This window comes from Gardnerella sp. DNF01199S (genome assembly GCF_049244155.1).
Classification (GTDB): domain Bacteria; phylum Actinomycetota; class Actinomycetes; order Actinomycetales; family Bifidobacteriaceae; genus Bifidobacterium; species Bifidobacterium piotii.
On record NZ_CP058380.1, the window covers coordinates 469,995 to 491,177 of the forward strand.

8 protein-coding genes are annotated in these 21,183 nt (G+C 46.0%); all 8 read left to right on the forward strand.

Features of this window, described 5'->3' with window-relative positions:
- Positions 1 to 31: 31 nt before the first annotated feature.
- The 8 genes from HXT45_RS01865 (at position 32) to HXT45_RS01900 (ending at position 21,181) form a co-directional block, all read left to right on the forward strand.
- Positions 32 to 979, forward strand: a complete 948-nt coding sequence (locus HXT45_RS01865) for a DMT family transporter (RefSeq protein WP_016636192.1) — start codon at positions 32 to 34, stop codon at positions 977 to 979.
- 11 nt (positions 980 to 990) lie between these two features.
- Positions 991 to 1,659 carry a tRNA (cytidine(34)-2'-O)-methyltransferase gene (locus HXT45_RS01870; RefSeq protein WP_421782058.1) on the forward strand — a complete coding sequence of 223 codons (669 nt, stop codon included), beginning with the start codon at positions 991 to 993 and terminating at the stop codon, positions 1,657 to 1,659.
- Positions 1,660 to 1,723: 64 nt separating this feature from the next.
- Positions 1,724 to 2,476: a peptide ABC transporter permease gene (locus tag HXT45_RS01875; RefSeq protein ID WP_421782060.1), complete on the forward strand. Its 753-nt coding sequence runs from the start codon at positions 1,724 to 1,726 to the stop codon at positions 2,474 to 2,476.
- Between the two features lie 200 nt (positions 2,477 to 2,676).
- On the forward strand, positions 2,677 to 6,243 hold the full coding sequence (rpoB, locus tag HXT45_RS01880; RefSeq protein WP_060785614.1) for a DNA-directed RNA polymerase subunit beta: 3,567 nt from the start codon (positions 2,677 to 2,679) through the stop codon (positions 6,241 to 6,243).
- Between the two features lie 93 nt (positions 6,244 to 6,336).
- Complete coding sequence (locus tag HXT45_RS01885) at positions 6,337 to 10,356, forward strand: DNA-directed RNA polymerase subunit beta' (RefSeq protein WP_421782062.1); 4,020 nt, start codon at positions 6,337 to 6,339, stop codon at positions 10,354 to 10,356.
- A 617-nt stretch (positions 10,357 to 10,973) separates the two neighbouring features.
- Positions 10,974 to 11,759 (forward strand): hypothetical protein, encoded by a 786-nt coding sequence (locus HXT45_RS01890; protein ID WP_421782064.1) that lies wholly within the window; start codon positions 10,974 to 10,976, stop codon positions 11,757 to 11,759.
- Positions 11,760 to 11,973: 214 nt separating this feature from the next.
- Positions 11,974 to 16,887, forward strand: a complete 4,914-nt coding sequence (locus HXT45_RS01895; protein WP_421782066.1) for a PD-(D/E)XK nuclease family protein — start codon at positions 11,974 to 11,976, stop codon at positions 16,885 to 16,887.
- Positions 16,877 to 21,181, forward strand: coding sequence for a UvrD-helicase domain-containing protein (locus tag HXT45_RS01900; RefSeq protein WP_421782068.1), 4,305 nt, complete (start codon positions 16,877 to 16,879; stop codon positions 21,179 to 21,181). The genes HXT45_RS01895 and HXT45_RS01900 overlap by 11 nt, the downstream gene beginning before the upstream one ends.
- Positions 21,182 to 21,183: the final 2 nt, after the last annotated feature.

The window sequence follows — 21,183 nt, forward strand, 5'->3', positions numbered from 1 at the left end:
ATACAGGATTTAAGTTTAGAAGGTGTTTAGCATGGATGTTGGTTTTGTAAAGAATATCCAAAAAATAAAACCTAAAAAACCGAATCCTGCAGTTGATCATAGTCCGCGCACAATGATGATTGGCATAATCTTAACAATTCTTGGCGGCGCGCTTTGGGGCACAAACGCTACTGTTTCTAAGATTCTAATGTCTAAATACCTTGTAAGTCCGCTGCAAATCGCGTGCGTTCGTCAGCTTGCTGCAGGCGTGCTATTCGTAATTGTTGCCTCAATTGTTAATCGCAAGCAACTCGTTGGCGCATTAAGCACAAAAAAATCATGGCCAATGCTAGTCGTAACAGGTATTGTGTGCGTGCTTTTAACGCAAGTTGCGTATCTTTTTACAATCGACTGGACTAACTCTGGAACAGCTACCGTTTTGCAAAGCCTCAATCTGCTTTTTGTTCTTGTTTACGTGTGTTTGCGGTCAAAAAGAACTCCGACTTTGCGCGAAAACATTGGTGTTTTGCTTGCGTTTGCAGGAACTGCGCTTATGGCAACGGGCGGCAATTTTAGCTCGCTTTCGCTGCCGTTGATGGGACTTTTGTGGGGATTAGCAGATGCTGCGAGTACGGCGGCGCTTGCGATTATGCCAGTTAAATTGATTGCAAAATGGGGAAATCTTACTGTAAACGGAATCACGTTTATTATTGCAGGTCTTATTATGCTGCCATTTGTGAAGCCATGGCAAACAATGCCTCCTTTGGATTTGCGCGCGTATTTGCTGTTTACTTTTACGATTGTTGGCGGAACTTTTGGCGCATATTGGATGTTTTTGGCTGGCATTATGCGAGTTGGATCTGTGCGCGGAACGCTTTTGGGCGCGAGCGAGCCTGTTATGGCTGCAATCACGGCTGTTGTATTTACGGGAGCTGTGTTCTCGTGGGCTGATTTTGCAGGATTTGCGCTTATTTTTATTATGATGATTTTATTGAGGTGATTATTACGAATATGCAAGATGCACAAAACACGGATGCACAAAACCTAGATGCACAAAACCCAGTCAATCGCGTAGAGCAGATGTATGAGTACGGCTACCGAAAGTCAAACTACGGCCCAGACGAGCTTGTAACAGACGCGCACGGAAATCCAATCAGCGTTATGGATGCCATGCTAAGCGCGCAAGATGCAAGCACTGCGCAAACTCAAACTCCGCACTTGTGCTTCTATTCGCCTAGAATCCCAGGAAACACAGGCTCTGCGATACGCCTTTGCGCTGTAACGGGCACCATTTTGCATCTTGTAGAGCCGCTTGGATTTAATCTTCAAGACACAAAGCTTCGTCGTGCGGGTCTTGATTATCACGATATGGCACACGTTGTTATGCATCCGAATTTTGAAAACCTTGTTGAGTCAATGCCAAATTCTCGCATAATTGCGTTTACTGCAAACGCCACAAAACTTTACACAGATGTTGAGTATAAGCCGAACGATATTTTGCTTTTTGGGCCAGAGCCAGGAGATGTTCCAGACCCAATGGATATTATGGCAGGCCCGCATGTTGCGGAACAGGTTCGCTTGCCAATGCGTCCTTCGCTTAGAAGCTTAAATCTTACGAATTGCGCATCAATCGCCATTTATGAGGCGTGGCGTCAGCTTGGATTTGAGGGCGGAAAATAGTAATAAATAGCTAGAAATCGCCATAAATAGCCAAAAATAGTCTTAAAACTACTCATGCATTACAATGGTTAATATGCCTGTATTAAAACGTAAACCTAAGCGGAAGATTAGTGCTGCGAGACGCCGCATGTACATTCGCCGCCGAATCGTAGTTTGCGTGGGGCTGCTGGCTGTTTTAGCATTCTGCATTTTTTGCATAGTCAGCATTTTTAAGGGCATTAGCGCAATCGGAACCGCTATAAACAAACATTCAGACGTTACTCTATCTAAACAGCTTGTACCAGATCCAAGGCCTGTTGGAGTCATAAAAAAATGCAGTGCAAAAGACGTTAGAATTGAGCTATCTGCTGCATCTCAGGCGGTTCCAATGGGTGGAACTTTAGAGTTTAACGCTCACATTGTTTACGAAGGCGACGATTCGTGCAGGATTGACGCTTCGAGCGGAAGAATGGTGTTGAATATAGGCCAAAGCGCAGGCGATTCATCGCAAGCGGCTGGCGATTCTTCTGGCGCAAAAGGCGATAAGTCAAATAAGTCGTCTAAATCTAAAATAAAAGAAAAACCGCAAGCAGTTGTTCCGCAATGGCAATCAGATATGTGCGTAATTCCACTCAAGCCGCTACTTATGGCAAAAGGCGATTCGTACGATAAAAAGTTTACTTGGAATGCAAACGCTACGATTGGCACGCCAAGTGGAGAAAATTGCGCGAATGACTCCGATTTGCCTAAAGTTTCGCGCGGAACATACATTGCGCAAATCGAGCATAAGGACGTAGCAGGGTTGCAAAGCAATCCCGTGGTTATTTCTGTTCGCTAGTACCTGCATAAATGACGATAAAAAGTCGAAGCGAAGGGGTAAAATCGTCTCTTTGTACACGGTGTGTCATATAGCGGGCATACTCAAGGAACCGAAGAAGGCGCCCGCAAACCCAAAATCATTGATTTTAAGCGCGTTTGCTGCGATTTTCTAAAGCTCCCAAGGATTAATAAAACTAGCTAGCGATAAAGGAACGTCCATTGGCTGCTGAACAAGCTACGACGAACACCACCAAAGTCATCGCGCGTGCCGACGAGCACAGCATTAAGTTGCACAAAGCGTCGGATCGTGTGAATTTCGGCTCCATTTGTGAGCCAATCGATGTGCCATACCTCCTCGGTGTGCAAACCGACAGCTTTGACTGGCTGATCGGCTCCGAGCGTTGGAAGAAGCGCGTCGAAGAAGATGAGGCAAATGGCACTCACACTGTGCCACACGTCTCTGGTCTGGAAGAAGTGTTCCAAGAGATTTCTCCAATCGAGAATTTTGCTGAGACAATGAGCCTCACATTCTCGGATCCATATTTTGAAGAGCCACGTCACACTGTGCTTGAGTGCAAAGAGAAGGATTACACATATTCCGCTCCTTTGTACGTAAACGCAGAGTTTGAAAACGGCGAAACTGGCGAGATTAAGAGCCAGACTGTTTTTATGGGTGATTTCCCATTACAAACCCCACACGGAACATTCATTATTGGCGGCACTGAGCGCGTAATCGTGTCTCAGCTTGTGCGTTCCCCAGGCGTGTACTTCGATCGCACGCAAGATCGCACTTCCGATAAAGACGTTTTTGGCGCAAAAATCATTCCAAGTCGCGGAGCGTGGCTTGAGTTCGAGATTGATAAGCGCGATGTTCTTGGCGTGCGCGTAGATCGCAAGCGCAAGCAGTCTGCAATCGTATTCTTAATGGCAATCGGCATGACTAAGCCAGAAATTGCCGAAGCATTCCAGGGTTATCCTCTTGTTCTCGACGCTCTAGAAAAAGAGCCAATCGATACTCAAGACGATGCTCTTACAGACTTGTACAGAAAGATTCGTCCAGCAGATACTGCAACTGCCGACGCGGGCCGCAATTTGCTCGAATCCTTCTACTTCAACACAAAGCGCTACGATTTGGCGCGCGTTGGTCGCTACAAGATTAATCGCAAGCTTGGTTTGGAAGCGGATTACAACGATCGCAGCTTGAATCGCGAAGACATTATTGCCACAATCAAGTATTTGGTTACTTTGCATGCTGGCGAAAAGACCTTCCCAGGCAAGCGCGATGGCGAAGATGTGCAGTTGCGTGTAGACGTAGACGATATTGATCACTTTGGAAACCGCCGAATCCGCCAGGTTGGCGAGCTTGTACAGAATCAGATTCGTACTGGCTTAAGCCGCATGGAGCGCGTTGTGCGCGAACGCATGACAACTCAAGACGCTGAGGCGATTACACCACAGTCATTGATTAACATTCGACCAGTTAACGCTACGATTAAGGAGTTCTTCGGAACTTCCCAGCTTAGCCAGTTTATGGATCAAAACAATCCTTTGGCAGGCGTTACAAACAAGCGTCGTCTTTCGGCTCTTGGTCCTGGTGGTCTTTCTAGAGACCGCGCATCTATGGAAGTTCGAGACGTGCACCCATCCCACTTTGGTCGTATGTGCCCAATCGAATCCCCAGAAGGTCCAAACATCGGTCTTATCGGTTCGCTTGCAACCTTTGGTCGTATTAATCCATTCGGCTTTATTGAAACGCCTTATCGTAAGGTTGTTAACGGTCATGTGACTAACGAAGTCGAATATATGACTGCAGACCGCGAAGCAGAGCATGTTATTGCTCAGGCAAACCAGGAACTCGACGAAAATGGCAACTTTGTTGGCACGCAGGCGCTTGCTCGCGTGGACGAAGAAGAGGCAGTCGATGTGCCTGTAAGCACTGTTGACTACATGGATGTTTCCCCACGTCAGATGGTTTCCCTCGGCGCAAGCTTGATTCCATTCTTGGAGCACGATGAAGGTCACCGTGCTTTGATGGGTACCAACATGCAGCGCCAGGCCGTGCCTCTTATTAAGTCGGAGCGTCCACTTGTTGGTACGGGTTCCGAATGGCGTGCTGCAGTTGATTCTGGAGACGTGATTCTTTCCGAAAAGCCAGGCGTTGTAACCTACGTTTCTGCGGATATTATTCGCGTTATGAACGATGACGGAACTCAATCTAGCTACAAGCTTTCTAAGTTCCAGCGTTCCAACCAGACTACTTGCTACAACCAGGTGCCGCTTATTAAAGATGGCGAGCGCGTGGAAGCAGGAACTGTTTTGGCTGATGGCCCTGCAACAGACAAGGGTGAGCTTGCACTCGGCAAGAATTTGCTCGTTGCGTTTATGCCTTGGAACGGCTACAACTACGAGGATGCTGTGATTATTTCTCAGCGACTCGTGCAAGACGATACGCTTTCTTCGATTCACATTGAAGAGTACGAGATTGATGCTCGCGAAACCAAGCTTGGTGCCGAAGAGATTACTCGCGATCTTCCAAACGTTGGCGAAGACGCTATTGCAAACCTCGACGAGCGCGGTATTATTCGCATTGGTGCCGAGGTGGAAGCTGGCGACATTTTGGTTGGTAAGGTAACACCTAAGGGCGAGACCGAGCTTACTCCAGAAGAGCGCTTGCTTCGCGCAATCTTTGGCGAAAAGAGCCGCGAAGTTCGAGACACTTCTTTGCGCGTGCCACACGGCGAAACTGGTACTGTGATTGCTGTTAAGGAAATCACTCGTGAAGACGCTGAAGACGATGGCGATGAGCTTCCAAATGGCGTAAACCAGATGATTCGCGTGTACATTGCTCAGCATCGCAAGATTACGCAGGGCGATAAGCTTTCTGGTCGTCACGGTAATAAGGGTGTTATTTCCCGCATTTTGCCAGAAGAGGATATGCCATTCTTGGAGGATGGTACTCCAGTAGACATTATGCTTAACCCGCTGGGCGTGCCTTCTCGAATGAACTTGGGCCAGGTGCTCGAGCTTCACTTGGGTTGGATTGCTCACGCAGGCTGGGATATTAACTTGGATCCAGACCTTGAGGCTGCTTGGAAGAAGTACGTGCCAGAAGGCGCCGAGCACGGCGATCCATGCACTCCTGTTGCAACTCCAGTGTTCGACGGCGTGCGCCCAGAGACTTTGAAGGGTCTTTTGAGCACTACGCTTGCAGACCGCGATGGCAATAAGCTTGTTGGCTCCGACGGTAAGGCAACACTGTTTGACGGCCGCACTGGTGAACCATTCCCTAAGCCAATTTCTGTTGGTTACATGTACATCTTGAAGCTGCATCACTTGGTTGATGATAAGATTCACGCTCGTTCCACTGGTCCTTACTCTATGATTACCCAGCAGCCGTTGGGTGGTAAGGCTCAGTTCGGCGGCCAGCGCTTTGGTGAGATGGAAGTGTGGGCGCTTGAGGCTTATGGCGCTGCGTACACATTGCACGAAATGATGACCACAAAGTCTGATGACGTTGACGGTCGCGTGCGCGTGTATGGCGCTATTGTTAAGGGCGATAATCTTCCACCTGCTGGTATTCCTGAGTCCTTTAAGGTGTTGCTCAAGGAAATGCAGTCGCTCTCCTTGAATGTTGAGGTGCTTAACTCCGAAGGAGTGGCAATCGACATGAAGGATGAAGATGATGATCCGGTGTCGTCTTCTGAAAATTTGGGCTTTAATATTGGTGCACGACCAGATTCGTCTGCCAAAGAAGACCAAGTTATTCAAGAACCTGAATACCAGTGATACAAGTGTTACAAGTGTTTTAATCACTAATCACTAATCACTAATCACTTTAAGAAACTTAGAAAAACAATTTCATGAGACAGGACGATAATAGTGCTGGACGTCAACGCATTTGACAAACTGAGGATTGGACTGGCCACTGCCGAAGACATCCGTAGCTGGAGCCACGGCGAAGTTAAGAAGCCAGAAACCATTAATTACCGTACCCTTAAGCCAGAGAAGGATGGTCTGTTCGGTGAGCAGATTTTTGGTCCTACTCGCGATTGGGAGTGCGCGTGCGGCAAGTATAAGCGCGTGCGCTTTAAGGGAATCGTGTGCGAGCGATGCGGCGTGGAAGTTACACGCAGCCGCGTTCGCCGCGAACGCATGGGTCATATTGAGCTTGCGGCTCCTGTAACACACATTTGGTTCTTCAAGGGTGTGCCAAGCCGCTTGGGATATTTGCTCGACATTGCTCCAAAAGACTTGGAAAAGGTCATCTACTTTGCAGCCTACATGGTTACTAAGGTAGACGAAGAGCAGCGTCACCAGGATCTTCCAGACTTGCAAGACGAGTTTGATACCGAGATTGGCAATCTTCGCAAGCGCCGCGACAACGAGATTGATGCGCGTGCAAAGAAAGCAGAAGAGGATCTTCACGAGCTAGAAGAGTCGGGCGAAGCAAAAGGTAGCGCAAAGTCTAAGTTGCGTGCTGGAGCTGAGCGCGAAATGTCTGCTATCCGTACTCGCTACGACGAGCAAATTCAGCGTTTGAACGCAGTTTTCGATCGCTTTAAGGGCTTGCGTGCAGGAGATATGGAAGGCGATGTTGATCTTTGGCGAGAGATGGAAGATCGCTATGGCGACTACTTTGAAGGATGCATGGGCGCGGAAGCAATCAAGAAGCGCTTGCAAGACTTCGATCTTAAGTCTGCTGCTGTAGAACTTCGCGAAGAAATCGACAATGGTACTGGTCAGCGCAAGGCGCGCGCTTTGAAGCGACTTAAGGTTGTGAACGCGTTCTTGACTACTGGAAACAAGCCAGAAGCAATGGTTTTGGACGTTATTCCAGTAATCCCACCAGACTTGCGACCAATGGTTCAGCTTGATGGTGGCCGCTTTGCAACATCTGATTTGAACGATTTGTACCGTCGCGTAATCAACCGTAACAATCGTTTGAAGAGGCTGATTGAGCTTGGCGCTCCTGAAATCATGCTTAATAACGAAAAGCGCATGCTTCAGGAAGCTGTTGATTCACTCTTCGACAACGGTCGCCGTGGCCGCCCAGTAACTGGCGCATCCAATAGGCCACTAAAGTCGCTTTCCGATATGCTTAAAGGTAAGCAGGGTCGATTCCGTCAGAACTTGCTCGGTAAGCGAGTTGATTATTCTGGCCGTTCCGTAATCGTTGTTGGTCCAAGCCTTCGCATGCATCAATGCGGTTTGCCTAAGCCAATGGCGTTGGAGCTGTTTAAGCCATTCGTTATTAAACGTTTGGTGGATCAGGGCTTTGCGCAGAATATGAAGAGCGCCAAGCGCCTTGTGGATCGCGGAGATTCCGAGGTTTGGGGCGTGCTCGAGGAAGTTATCTCCGAGCATCCTGTTCTTCTTAACCGCGCACCTACGCTTCACCGATTGGGTATTCAAGCATTTGAGCCAATCTTGGTTGAAGGTAAGGCAATCCACTTGCCACCACTTGCTTGCGCGGCATTCAACGCCGACTTCGATGGTGACCAGATGGCAGTGCATTTGCCACTTTCCGCCGAAGCTCAAGCAGAAGCTCGCAGCTTGATGATGGCATCCGACAATATCTTGAAGCCAGCAGATGGTCACACAGTTACAATGCCATCTCAGGATATGATTTTGGGCTTGTACTACTTGTCTACCGTAATCGACGGTGCAAAGGGTCAAGGCCGAATCTTCTCCTCGCTTGCAGAAGCTCAAATGGCGCTCGACAAGCACGAGATTGACATGCAGGCAAAGGTATTAATCCGCGTGCCAGAGGACTTTGTGCTACCAAAGGATTGGGAGCCAGGAGAACTTAAGGTCGTAAATCCAGAGCCAGGCAGCCCAGATGTTGTTCACGAAGAGCGCTTTAAGGATGGAACTGTTCTGTTTGCAACGTCTTGCGGTCGCGTGCTGTTCAATAGCACTCTTCCAGAGGACTATCCGTTTGTAAACCAGCAGGTTCCAAAGGGTGTTCTTTCTAAGATTGTTGACGACATTGCTACGCGCTATTCCACCGCTCAGGTTGCCGCAAGCCTCGATGCTTTGAAGGATCTTGGCTTTACGCGCGCACCTTGGTCGGGCGTTACAATGGCATTCTCCGACATTGTGCTTCCTCCAAATCGCGAGCAGATTGCGCAAGATTACGAGGATCAGGCTGCAAAGATCAACTCCCAGTACGATATGGGTCTTCTTACAGACGAAGAGCGTCGTCAAGAGTTGATTAACTTGTGGACCGAATGCACCGATAAGGTTGCAGACGCAATGCGCGAGAACTTCCACGACGACAACAATGTGAACATTATGGTTCAGTCTGGCGCGCGTGGTAACTGGATGCAGATTCGTCAGATTGCTGGTATGCGAGGCTTGGTGGCAAATCCTAAGGGTGAGATTATTCCTCGTCCTGTTAAGTCAAACTACCGCGATGGCCTTTCCGTGTTGGAGTACTTCATCTCTCAGCACGGCGCTCGTAAGGGCTTGGCAGATACCGCACTTCGTACAGCAGAATCTGGTTACTTGACTCGTCGTCTTGTGGACGTTTCGCAGGAAGTTATTGTTCGCGAAGAAGATTGCGGCACGAAACGTGGCCTTATGATGAAGATTGCGGACCGCGACGAAAACGGCAATTTGACGCTTGTTAAGGCTGCTGATGGTGGCCCATACTCGCGCTTGCTTGCTGCAGACGTGCTCGATCCAGCAGACGGTACAACAGTTTTGGCAAAGTGTGGAGACGCGCTTTCTATGGACGTTTTGCGCAGTTTGGTTGCGCACGGCGTTGAAGAAGTTAAGGCTCGCTCCGTTCTTACTTGCGAATCTAAGCGCGGCGTTTGCGCAAAGTGCTACGGCTGGTCTTTGGCTACAAGCCGACTCGTGGACGTTGGTGAGGCTGTTGGTATTGTTGCAGCACAGTCCATTGGTGAGCCTGGTACGCAGCTTACGCTTCGTTCCTTCCACTCTGGTGGCGTTGCTTCGGCAAGCGATATTACGCAGGGTCTTCCTCGTGTTACCGAGCTTTTTGAGGCTCGTACTCCTAAGGGCGAGGCTCCAATCGCAGAGTTCCCAGGCGTTGTGAAGGTAGAAGATACGGATCACGGCCGTCAAGTCACTTTGACTCCAGACGATACAACCGTTGAGCCAATCGTTTACCCAGTAACTCGCCGCGCTCCAATGCTTGTTAAGGATGGCGACCACGTTGAGGTTGGCACGCAGCTTATTGAGGGTTCTGTGGATCCTAAGAAGATTTTGCGAATCCTTGGCCCGCGTGCAGCTCAGGTGAATATTGTGGAAGAAGTTCACAACGTTTACCGTTCTCAGGGCGTTGATATTCACGATAAGCACATTGAGGTTATTGTTCACCAGATGCTCCGCCGTATTACGGTGATTGATTCTGGAGACACTGAGCTTCTTCCAGGTGAGCTTGTGGATCAGGCAAAGTTCCGTGAGGCAAATCTTGATGCCGTTAAGAATGGCGGTAAGCCTGCTGCTGGCCGACCAGAGCTTATGGGTATTACCAAGGCTTCTTTGGCTACGGATTCTTGGCTTTCTGCCGCATCCTTCCAGGAGACTACACGCGTGCTTACTGAGGCTGCTTTGAGTCAGAAGGAAGATGATCTTAAGGGTCTAAAGGAGAACGTGATTATTGGTAAGCTCATCCCAGCTGGTACTGGTTTGGCGCGCTACCGTAATGCGGATGTGTCTGCGGATCCAGAAGTTCGTGACGCTATGTATCCAAACCTTGCTGTGACTGCTGAAAATAGCACTCCATCAAACTTTGGGGAAAGCGACATGGCGGATGTTGACTTCTCTAACATTGATTTTGGAGACATGAAGCTCGGTGATGATTTTAATCCAGATGATTACCTTGACGATCAAGGTGGTCAGAGTGATTACGATGATGACATTGAGTAATCATGTGATTGCTTAATCAAGCAAATCCACTTCGACTAGCCGTTGCAAGTTGTTTTACGCATCTTGCAGCGGCTTTTTTGTTCGCTTTGACTGAGCTTGAAATTGCATAACGCGTTTCAAGCTCCTTCAAAGCGTGATTTGGCTCAGGCATAAAGTCCAGTGGACTTTATGTGCCAAATCAGCCGAGCGGCTGCTAATAGCCGTGAGGAATAGCGCGCTTAGCTGCACTACAGATTTGCGTGTTTATGTAGTGCGATTGTATGGCGACACGCCGTAAATTCGGTACAAACGCACTACAAGGCAGGTCATGTCGCTCGCGCGTTACAGCGCGCTCACGTCTTCGCTTGCGTTGAAAGCACACTGTGCTTTCAACTTTGAGCAAGCTCAGCGCTCCGAATTGCCTTTTCGCGCTACGCTTTAAGCGAAAAGGTAGGTCGTGGCGTTGCGGCAGATTGTTTGGCATTATCTACAAAAATCGCCATTGAATTTTGCACGTTTTGCTATTTATAGATCGGAGTCAAGTATAGTAAATCTTATTTATGTAAAACGAAATGTGTTTATGTGAAAAATCGAAGAACATAAATAAGAATTAAAACTTATTTGAAAGCGAGCTTAAAATGAGCGAAACACTAGTCTTAACGCGCAAAGATTACGTTACAAGAACCATAATTCGAGTTATTGCAATCGTATGCTCTATTTACGGAATGGCAATGTCTTGGGATTCAATGGCGCTAACGTATTTTACGAATCTTTCTAACTTGATGATTTGCGCGGCGTTGCTCGGCTCGCTGATTTTAGACACGCGAAGTGCGCTCAAGTCTAAAAGCGTTGAGCAGGGTGAGAAGGTTGAACAAAGTGAGCAAAGTGAGCAAACTGGCGCCTGGGTGGATTCAAAGCCAAACGCATGGTACGTTTTTAAGTTTATGATGACGATTTCAATCGCCGTCACGTTTACGCTGTACCTGTGCTTCTTGGCTCCTACAAACAAACTCGGATTTGTTGGCGCGTACATGAATAATGGGTGCTCAAGCTTATGTGTGCATTTTATAACGCCGTTGCTTGCGATTTTTGACTTTATTCTTTTTGATTACAAGTACAAGTCCAGCCGCGCTCATGTTTATTTTGCTACGATTCCGCCGCTAGCTTACGTTGCGTACGCTGTTGCGCTAAGCGAGTTTTTGGGGTTGCGTTGGGGAGATCATGCTATGGCAGCGCCGTACAACTTTTTGAACTACAAAGCGCCTGCAGGGTGGTTTGGTTTTGCGCCAAACACATTTAATTCCACAACGCTTGGAGTGGGTGTTGTTTATTTGCTTGTGATTTTTACGCTGATTTTTATTGGCATTGGAATAGCATTTCTTGCGATTAAAAACGATCGCGCGACGACCTGCCTTCGAGCTTAGAGCGTAGCGCGAGAAGGCAATTCGGAGCGCTGAGCCGCTCAAGGCAGAAGCATTGCTTCTGCGCGGCGAAGACGTGAGCGCGGTTAATCCGCGCGAACGACACGATCTGAATTGCGCTACTTATGTAGTGCGATTGTATCTAATTTGAGCATTTTTTGGTACAAACGCACTACAAGGTTACATACAAACTAAGTCAGTTGGTAGAATTGTGTTTATGTGTACGGAAGATTCTGCGCTGGATGCTGTTCAATCGTTGTTAAATGGCACTCTTAAAAACGCGCATGGACGCAACACCAATGTTTTGCTTGTTTTTGGAGCACCAAACGCTGGCAAGTCAAGCTTTGCGCTTAACTCGTTGCTTTTGGGTTTGCGTTTTGATTGGAGCGCGGCATCTGATTCGCCTTGCTTGCTTAATAATCGCGCTGCGCAGCTTTTGCTAAAAAATGCTATTCGTAGTGATATCGCTGTTGCTGCTGCTCAAAATCGCTCCACATCTGCACGAATGTCGGATTACGTAATTCAAAACTTGGGTGTTTCGCACCAATCGCGACCAGTTGGCACGCTTTCCGCACTTGCGTTTAGTTTGATTTCCGCGCGAAATAAGCTTTTTGGCATGCCTGCGCCTAAGTTGCTTAATGGCGCCGAGCAAGACGTGCTTCTTCGCGAAGTTGTGTGCGTACACGTTAATCACGTTTTGCAAGGCGATAGTGGCAATTGCAAAGTTTGCGCTCTTTTTAGCGAGTATTTTGCTAGCGACTATTCTAAGAATTCTTCGTCTAAAGATTCTTCTTCTAGTGATTCTTCTAAAGATTCTTGGATTTACACAATTTCTAAATTACAAAACGCGCAAAATAGCGAGGATTCGCTCGATTCACCTGATTCGCTAGATTCTAATTACATCTATAACATCTCTGTAAATACCGCTTTTATTCACCAACTTCGAGATATGCTCGCGCGCTTAGACGAGATGGGCATTGTAAGCGATTTTGCGGAAAAAAATATGTTGAACAGTTTGGACTCGCATCTTAGTGTTAACTCGGATTTTGTATCGTCTATTATTGTTAGCCGCATTAGAACTCAATGGAATTTGGCTTTTGCTCTTAGAAGCGAGTATGCGGATTGCGTGCGCAAAAAATATCCAAACGCTTTTAGGCTTGATTCTTCTAGGCTTTTGGCAAGTGGCGTTCAAATTTTGAACGATATTTTTAATAATTTACATTGCGATAGTGCTAATGAATCTTCGGCGGCTTGCGAATCTTGCGATTCTTCACTTGAGTTTTACGCTCTTAAACTCTTCCTTCCGCGCATGTTAGTTGTTGACGATTTTCACGACGTAACGCTTGCTGGCTTGGCTTTTCTTGAGTCGCTAGCGCGCTTGGGCGTGAGAATTGTTTTAACGGCAAATCCCGACGAATCCGTTCAATCCTTCCGCGGATCGTACCCAGATTACGTTGTTGAATCGGCGCAAAATGGCGTTATGCAAGCTGCTGTTTCTAAAATTTGCGATTATAAAGTCGAAGGATTTGGCGAAGATTTTGCAAAACAGGCGTCGCAAGATGTAAAGCGCAAAGAATCGCAAAATATACACGATTTTCTAAACCATTCAGATCGCTCAATTGCGCTAAATCTTTTTTCTGCGCGCGTTTCTCTTTCGATTGCTTCGCTTATGCCAACGCAAACGCCTATCGCCCGCAGGGCTTGGAAAATGGCCAATATTCAAGGTGCTTTTCCTATAGAAAAAATCGAATTAAATTCGCAAAAAACAGAAAATTCTTCGGTTTCTGGCGATTTGTACAGAACTCCTAGCCAAGAGATGGATTGCGTTATTTGGCAAATAAAGCGCGCTCATCTAGACAATAAGATTCCTTGGAAAAACATGGCTTTAATTGCGCACGATAATGCAACAGTTCGCGCGTTTGGCGAGCGTCTTAGAAAAGACGGTGTTCCTGTGCGCTACTCGAGCGTCACGCGCGCGCTTAGAGACGAGCCGTTTATTAAAGCGCTTTTTGCGATTATTGAGTTAGCGCAATTTAGTCAAAAAAGTGTTGATGATTTAGCAAAAAGCGTGCATTCGGGTAATTACACGCTTTATTCGATTGCACATTTTGTTCGCTCTAGAATAAAGACCGTTTTGGAAAGTCCGCTTGTGGATTCTGGCGATTACAATTGCGCGGATTTGGCGGCTGTTGATTCTCTTATGCGCTCAATTTGTTTACTTAGCGAAGTGATTTCAGGCGCAAATGCAAGTGGTGCAAAGGCGAACGGTGCAAAGGCGAACGGTGCAAATGCAAGCGGAGAAAATTCGCCATTACACGGTCTTATAGAGCAATGGAAAGCGCTTAGCAATCGCCTTTTAGGCGCAAACGAGCCATCTGCGATTGAAAGCGCAAGCGTTACGGTTGACAATCGCGTTTTTAGCGCGCAACCAAACGCAAATAGCACGCAATTTAGCATTGAGTCGTGTTATCTTTTGATTCTTAAGGCGCTTATTGACGGCTGCTCTGCGGATTCTGGCGATTTAGGTGATTCAGAAAACGAAGAGAATCAAGGCGTAAAATCTACAGAAATCTTTTCTGTTTTGCAAAAAATGCGCCCAAACAGTGTTCATATGCGTGCGTTGATGCGCGTGTTTAATATTGTTCTAAGACTTTCTAAAAATCTAAAAAATAACCTTGAAAAAGTTAAAAACAGCGGAGAAAATCAAGTTAGCTACGTTTTAAGCAAGGCTTGGAATCTTTGCAATTGCGCTAAAAAGTGGCAAATTCAAGCGCTTAGTAATAGTGATGAAGGCCGCGCGGCAAACGATAGGCTAGATGCTGCAATGCGTCTTTTTGAGTACGCGGATTCGTTCTCGTATACAGTCTCACAAGGCCAGCAGACGCCTAATGGAGTCTCGGCTGCTCCAACAATCGTGGAGTTTATTGATCAAGTTCGCCAAATGGAAATCGAAGCGGATTCGCTTGCAAGCGTGGCGCCTCTTCCAGACGCTGTGACTCTTACAACGCCTTCTGGCTCGGTTGGAAGAACGTGGGATTACGTGTGGATTCCTGCGGTTCAGCAGCGAGTTTGGCCGAATACTGCCGCTAGAAGCACTATGTTTGCTTCGGAAACGCTTGTTGATATTGTGCTAAATAGCAGGATTTTAAGTGGAGAAAGTGGAGAAAGTGGAGATATAACGTACTTTTTTGACGCGTATTCTAAAAATCCTAATGGCATTTGCGTAAGTGATAAGCAAGCGATTTTTACTGGCGAACAGCGCAGCTTGCTAATGGCAATTACGCGCGCTCGCAAGCATCTTTGCATAAGTGCGGTTAATAGTGATGATTGCGTTCCTTCGGACTTTTTGTACTACTATTTGCCAGAGATTTATTGGAGAAATCAAGACGGAAGCTGCGATTACACAGATTTTTGTGGCGATTTTGCGGCGGTTGATGCCGATGCAAGAGGTCTTGTTTGTGCGTCTAGAATCACGCTTGCTAAAGAGGAGTGTGGCTCTAATGATGGCCATAAAATGGCAAAAAATTCTACGATTCAAGATGCGTTAGATGCGTTAAATCTGTTGAAAAACAACGGAGTTGATGCAGCAAATCCAGATAATTGGGATTTTATGCGTAAAAATTACGATTCTGCGATTGATTCTGCGATTGATTCTGCGAAGCCAGAATCGCAAGCAACCGAAGAATTGCAAGAAGAATCGCCACTAAAGTCACAAGAAAAAGTCTCCACTAATAAAAATCTTGTAACTCTATCTCCTTCAATGGTAGATAAACTTTGGTCTTGCCCAGTTTGTTGCCTTTTGGAGAGTAAATTTGCTGGCCCGACTGTAGGAAGTACGGCAGCGCAATTCGGCACGCTTATTCACGAAACTGCAAGGTGGGCAAGTCAAGATGAGCATTTAGACAACGATTATTTGCGCAAAAACTACCCACAGCTTCAAGCTTTTGTTACTGGGTTTGTTGGCGCTAGCGCGCAGGAATTTTCGGACTTTGATTTTTCGTTTGATTCGTTTAGCGCTTTGCAAAAAAAGGCGATTGAAGACGTTGCAAATAAGATGATTGAGCATTATTATTCGATTTGCCCGAGTGATTCTAGTATTTCTAACGTAAAAGACCGCTACCGTTTTATAAAAAACGATTTGAATGTTCGCCGCGCGCTTTACACGATTTCTCAATATTTTGTAGGCTCGCTAAACGGGCAAAATTACCCGATTCTTGCGCAAAAAGACGAGGATGGTGTTGTAACAAAGATTCTGCCTGCACCCGAAAAGTCAAAAACAGCTAAGCCTACTATTGCAGATGTTCCTTTGGGTAGTCTTGAGGAAGCTTATTGCGAGTGCCAAATAAACGCCACTTTTGGCTTTGATGATATTCTAAACGCGTACAATCTTGCTGCTAGATCGCAAACAAGCTTGGAAGATCTTTATTCAATAATGGGATTTTTGGTAGGCGGATGGCCTAATGGCGGCTCATGCGATTTGCGCGTTAGAATCCAGGGGCGAATCGACCGCATGGAACTTAGAAAGTTAAACGACAACACGCAACAAATTCGCCTAATCGACTATAAAACAGGAAAAGTTCCTAAAACACAGCAAGTTTTTAACGATTTGCAACTTATTTGCTATCAACTGGGAATTGTTTTTTGCTCCGAAAACAACAAAGACTATGAGCAATTGCTAAAGCTTAAGCACACAAAAATCGCGCGAAGTGCGCTGTTCCACGTTGTGTATAAGGATTCTCCTGCGCAAGATAATGGCGTTGCGGAGAATATTTGTCAGCCTTCGCTGTTTGACGAAGATGGCTCGCTAAGTGCTAGTGAAATCATAAGTCGTTACAGATATTCTAACAATAATCGACTTTATGATCTTCCAAGCATTGATGCTCAAAATCCTGCGCAAGGCGTAAGTCAAAGTGCGTGGGCGGATTTTGTAGACTTGCCAATGCGCGCAAAATGGTCGCTTATGATGATATCTCGCGTATTTTTTGCTGCTGCTGCTGTTAAATCAACAAGTTTTGCTGCAGAGCCAAAAGCGGATCATAAAAATTATTGTAGATGTTTAGACGTTTGCCCTGCGTGTGCAGAAAAAGTGGACACTGTTTACGAAGTGATTGAAGGTAAAAATGAGCAATAACAACGTTAGCGCCGTAAAATCCACGCCTAATAGTGCTCCGAGTTTAGAGCAAAAAAAGGTTATAGAAGCGCCGATTAATCAAGACGTGCTAATTGTTGCTGGAGCTGGAAGCGGCAAAACGTACACTATGACTCGCCGCGTAATACATTTAATTAAAAGCAAAGTTCCGCCAGAGTCCATATTGGGTTTAACGTTTACAAATAAAGCTGCTGCGGAATTGCTAAGTCGCGTTTCTTCGGAGGTTAGCGCAAGCGGAGCAAATGGCGCAAATGGCTCAAGCGGCGCAAAGTCATTCTTAAAGCCAGAAGTTATGACGTACGACGCGTTCTTTCAATCAATCGTAAGAAGATATGGCCTTTTGGTTGGCTTTAATCAAAACACAATGCCATTAAGCGACGCTGGCGCGATGGAAATCATAAAAAGTATAATCGGAAAATATTTAGATAATCCACAAAATAACGCTAAAAATTTAAGTAAGCTATATAATTTTGACACTTTGTGTGCTGATGTTATTAATCTTTGTGCCGAAATATCGTGCTCGATGATTGGAGTAGATAGTATAGGCGAAACGTGCTCAAGCGTGCCTCAAGCTGTTCAAAAAATACGCAAGTGGAATAATGAGTTTGCAAAACACTTAAAAAATGTTATTGCAGATAGAAAAGTAGAATCGCCACTTGCGTCAAAAGCTCCAGCTATTCCGAAATACAAAAAAGTCAAAAAAACGGCTTCGATGAGCGAAGAAGACGCATTGAAAGCGTCTGCGGAAAAGTTTAAGAATGCGTGTAAAAGTTACGAAAAATATTGGGATGATTCGTGCTTGCAATTTTGCATAAATCTATACAACGCTTGCCTAAAACGAGACATTTTGCTAGATCTTGTTTTACAATTTGACGCCGAAAAAAAGCGCGTAAACATGGCGCAATTTAGCGATTTTACGATTGCAGCTTATTATTTGGTTACGCATTTCCCTTCGATTTGTGCGCAATACAGGAATCAATATTCGCAAGTTCTTTTAGACGAGTATCAAGATACTTCTACAACGCAAGCAATGCTTATAAATACGCTGTTTTATGGCGATTTTGATGCTGCAGAGGGGAATCGCACGCATGTTATGGCAGTAGGCGACCCGTTCCAAGCAATCTACTCGTTTAGAGGCGCTTCAACTGGAGCTTTTTGCAAGTTTGAACAAGACTTTAACATAAGCGCGCAAAACAAATATTCGCTAACTGTTACGCGCAGAAATTCGCTGTTTATACTAAAAGTTGCAAACGCGCTAACCGAGCCGATGCGCGCGGAAAATGGCGATAATTCAACGCAAAACGCAAGTCGTAGATTTAGCAGCATTGACGATCGCGAAGTGCAAGTGGAAACTCTAAAGCCAAAAGATGATGCTCCAAATGGAACCGTTTGCGCGTTGTTTATGCCAAATCAAGGCGAAGAAATTGATGCAGTTGTGCAATTCGCTAAGAAAATCGTTGAAAAATATGGCGAAAATCCGCTCGAACCGCAACTTGCGATTCTTTTTAGAAGTAAAGCAAAAATGCCACAATATGCTCAAAAACTGGAGGATGCTGGGATTCGCACGAGCATAGTTGGCTACTCTTCGCTTATTGAAAAGCCTGCAGTTAAAGATGTTTTGAGTTTGCTAAGAGTTGTTCAAGATCATAGCGATTCAAATTCGCTTATGCGTCTTCTTGCCACTCCTCGTTTTGCGCTATCTACTGCGGATTTGAGCGCATTGGCATCAATCGCAAATAGTGCGAATACGGAATATCTTTACAACGTGTATGCATCGGCTGGGCTTGTTGAGGATGGATTGCCTAGAAGCCAGTGGGATTCTGCCGTTCGCAATCTTAGAAATAAGGCGAATAGTGGGGAAATATCGGCGCAAGTCATAAATATTTATGGCGGAGTGTATTTAGCGGATTTGATTATGCGCGATTTTGGCGATTTTGGGGCGAGTGGGGATTCTGGCGATTCTGGTAAGTCTGCGGTTGCTGGCGATTCTGGTAAGTCTGCGGTTGCTGGCGATTATTGGGTTAGCCAAATGCGAGAAAAGCTGAGCGCACATGCATTTGCTGCAGTAAGTCGACTTAGTAAAATCCTAAATAAAGTTGATCGCGTGCAAAGAAATTCTCTAACAAGCGTTATGCAATCGGCTGTTGAAGCGCTTAACGTAGATATTGATAGCGCTGTTGGAGCGGCCTTAAAATACAAGGATTTTAGCAATCAAACAATGCTTAACGACATGCACAATGTTCTAGATTCGCTAAACGCGATTGTAGAAACGTATGTGCAAGAGATGGGCGAGTGGCAAGATGTTAGTTTGCGCGGACTAATCAATTGGATTGACTCAGCAAAAACGCTTGATTTGCAAGCTTCTGGAACAGAGCAAAATAGTGCGCAAGTTGTTTTAATGACAGTTCACCAATCAAAGGGTTTGCAATGGCCAGCAGTTGCTGTAGTTGGGCTAAACGAGGGCGCTTTTCCAAGCAATCAAGGCGATTCGCTAAAAGTTGATGATAATGGGCAAGCCAGCGCTCGCATACCGATTGAGTTTGCTGCAAGCGTGCCTTCTGCGTTGCGCGTGGATGCCAATATTTTGCCGCATTTTCCGCATACAGTAACGCGTGCCGAGGCAATGCATCCGCAAAAATCCATGCAAAGTTTAGATAGTGTGCAAAAGATTTTTGACGAGATTAAACCAGATAGAATCAAAGCTTTGTGTGATTTTGCGGCTGCTGTTCAAGAGGTGGATGCTGGCTCTGAGGATTGTGGTTCTGCGGATTCTGGCGATTTTTTGAGCGAAGAAACTCGCCGTGTGTATAATGCGTATAAATCCCAGCAAAGCGTTGATTTTATGCCATTTACGCAAAGTGAGGAGCGCGGAATCCAGCTTCACATGGACGAGCGCCACCTTATGTACGTTGCTCTTACGCGCGCAAAGTTTGCAGCGCTTTTAACTGGTTCAGCAAATTCGGGAGATTCGGAAGAAAATGGGCGTAAGCGTGCAGCTTCGGTGTTTCTTAAGGAGTCGATGGAAGCTATAAAGTCGCTTAATGGTGTGATTGAAGTTAAAAAATGCGAGGCGGAAAATTCTGGCGATTCTGTCTCTGGTGATGCTGCGAATCCTAGTAATTCTGCGGATTCTGGCGATTCCGGCGAAGACGTTTTTGGCTTTATTGCAGGTGATTTTGCAGGTGAGCTTTCTAAAGAGTTTGGAAAAATTAAAGTTCAAAGCGATTCGCGTGCTAAAGAAAGCGTGCTTGAATGGCCTTGTGCTTTGAGTGAAGATGTAGAAAATGCGCTTCAAGAATCTGCAAAGCTTGTTAAGGGTGAAGATGTTAAAAGTGAAGATTTTAATGGTGATTTTAGTGGCAATGCCGATGGCGAATCTTCCTTAATATCACATCAAAAATCGCTTTATTACCGCGCAAAAGCGTTTGTTCAAGACGCCGATTTAACATCGCAAAACGCTGGCGATTATTCTCTAGAAGACTTAGCAAAAAAGGTGGAAAAGATTTCCAACGGATCTAGGCTTAACGTAACGTCTTTGCAAAAAATAAGCAAAGTTGCGCCTGATGTAAACGCAAACGCAAACGCTAGCGCGCGCGCAAACGATCGAGTTTACAACAATCTATTGGCTTGCATTCGCCCAATTCCGTCCGTTTCGTCGATGGATGCAAATCTCGGTACAAAATTCCACGCGTGGGCGCAGCAATTTGTGGATTCGGCAGTGTCTTCTAGTGCATCCGAGTGCGCTAAGTGGCGTACTATTGTAAAAAATGGCACTTTGCTGGATGAGCAATTTATTCCTCAAGATCGCAAAGATTTGCTTTACGAGTTTAATCAGAATCGCAAGGATTCGGATTCTCAAAGTTGCGCACTAAATCAATGGAAGCAACGGCTTATAGAATCGCGTTGGGCAAAACGAGTGCCGCTTGCTGCAGAAATGCCGATTTTAATGCAAGTCGATAATACGGAGTTTGCAAATAGAATCATCAACGGCACTTTGGATGCTGTTTTTGCAGGAGGATTAGACGCTAACGACGAATCAAAACTCTACACAATCGTTGATTGGAAGACGGGTAAGCGGCCAAAAAGTGCGGAAGATATTCGCCTAAAACTTGAGCAGCTTGACTGGTATAGGCTACTGCTTGCGCGCGCTACAAACGTTGATTTAAGCTGCATTGACGCCACTCTTTACTACGTTAGCGAGGCGCGTGCGGAAAATCGCGAGATTCACGCGCTGTGCAAAACTCGTGACGAGATTTTGAGCGAGGCATCTTTTTAGAA

What these genes read in the sequence shown, in the direction of transcription:
- HXT45_RS01870 (WP_421782058.1), top strand. Translation starts at nt 991, where the DNA reads ATGCAAGATGCACAAAACACGGATGCACAAAACCTAGATGCACAAAAC.
- HXT45_RS01900 (WP_421782068.1), top strand. Translation starts at nt 16,877, where the DNA reads ATGAGCAATAACAACGTTAGCGCCGTAAAATCCACGCCTAATAGTGCT.
- HXT45_RS01865 (WP_016636192.1), top strand. Translation starts at nt 32, where the DNA reads ATGGATGTTGGTTTTGTAAAGAATATCCAAAAAATAAAACCTAAAAAA.
- HXT45_RS01875 (WP_421782060.1), top strand. Translation starts at nt 1,724, where the DNA reads ATGGTTAATATGCCTGTATTAAAACGTAAACCTAAGCGGAAGATTAGT.
- HXT45_RS01895 (WP_421782066.1), top strand. Translation starts at nt 11,974, where the DNA reads ATGTGTACGGAAGATTCTGCGCTGGATGCTGTTCAATCGTTGTTAAAT.
- HXT45_RS01890 (WP_421782064.1), top strand. Translation starts at nt 10,974, where the DNA reads ATGAGCGAAACACTAGTCTTAACGCGCAAAGATTACGTTACAAGAACC.